At 34.5% G+C, this 780-nt stretch carries 1 protein-coding gene; it reads left to right on the forward strand.

Going from position 1 to position 780, the window contains the following annotated elements; translation table 11 throughout:
- Positions 1-22 precede the first annotated feature (22 nt).
- A complete protein-coding gene (locus tag M3P05_RS20560) occupies positions 23-760 on the forward strand; it encodes an abortive infection system antitoxin AbiGi family protein (RefSeq protein WP_249702014.1) in 738 nt (245 codons plus the stop codon).
- The last annotated feature ends 20 nt before the right edge of the window (positions 761-780 follow it).

Below are 780 nucleotides of genomic sequence, written 5' to 3' on the forward strand. Positions count from 1 at the left end.
CAGTAAGGAGTAAACGGCCAATATGGCGTTAAGTACAAATTCGATCATTCATTACACAAGATCTTTAAAAATTCTAAAGTCGATATTGGACGAAGGGTTTCGAGTAAAATATTGTGTAGAAGAACTAGCACTGAAAGAAACACGATCAGATGCAGCACATCCAATGATTTCTTTTTGTGACATACCATTATCTGACTCCAAACAGCATTTTTCAGCATATGGAAAATATGGAATTGGATTATCCAAAGACTGGGCAAAAAGGAATGGAATCAATCCAGTAATATACATAGACAAGGACTCTCTTTTCTCTAAAAGTATTGGAAATCTATTAAAACAAAGACGTGATAGAAAAAATACAAATCTCAACCGTGAACAAAGGACTGAGATTCTTCGTTTAAAAAGCTATGCGAAGAACTATTCAGGGGTTTTAGAAAGAGATGGCAAGAGAAGAGAGTATAAATTTTATGATGAAAGAGAGTGGCGATTAGTACCAGACAAAGAAAAGCTGAATGGTCAAAAGTTTTCCATATCAGCTTCAGAGTACAAAAAAGACAAAGACCTTCATAATTCAAAATTATCAGATATTAGGGTAACATTCACACCTAATGACATATCTTACATCATTGTAAAGAATACAAGTCAAATCCCAAGAATGATTCGACACCTCAGAAAGTTATACCAAAATGAGGCTACATCAGCAGAACTTGATATCCTGTTCAGCAAAATATGTTCGACAGAACAAATCATCCAGGATTTCTAGATCAAAAAGCACCTAACAAG

Source organism: Parendozoicomonas callyspongiae (genome assembly GCF_023502345.1).
Taxonomy (GTDB): Bacteria; Pseudomonadota; Gammaproteobacteria; order Pseudomonadales; family Endozoicomonadaceae; genus Sansalvadorimonas; species Sansalvadorimonas callyspongiae.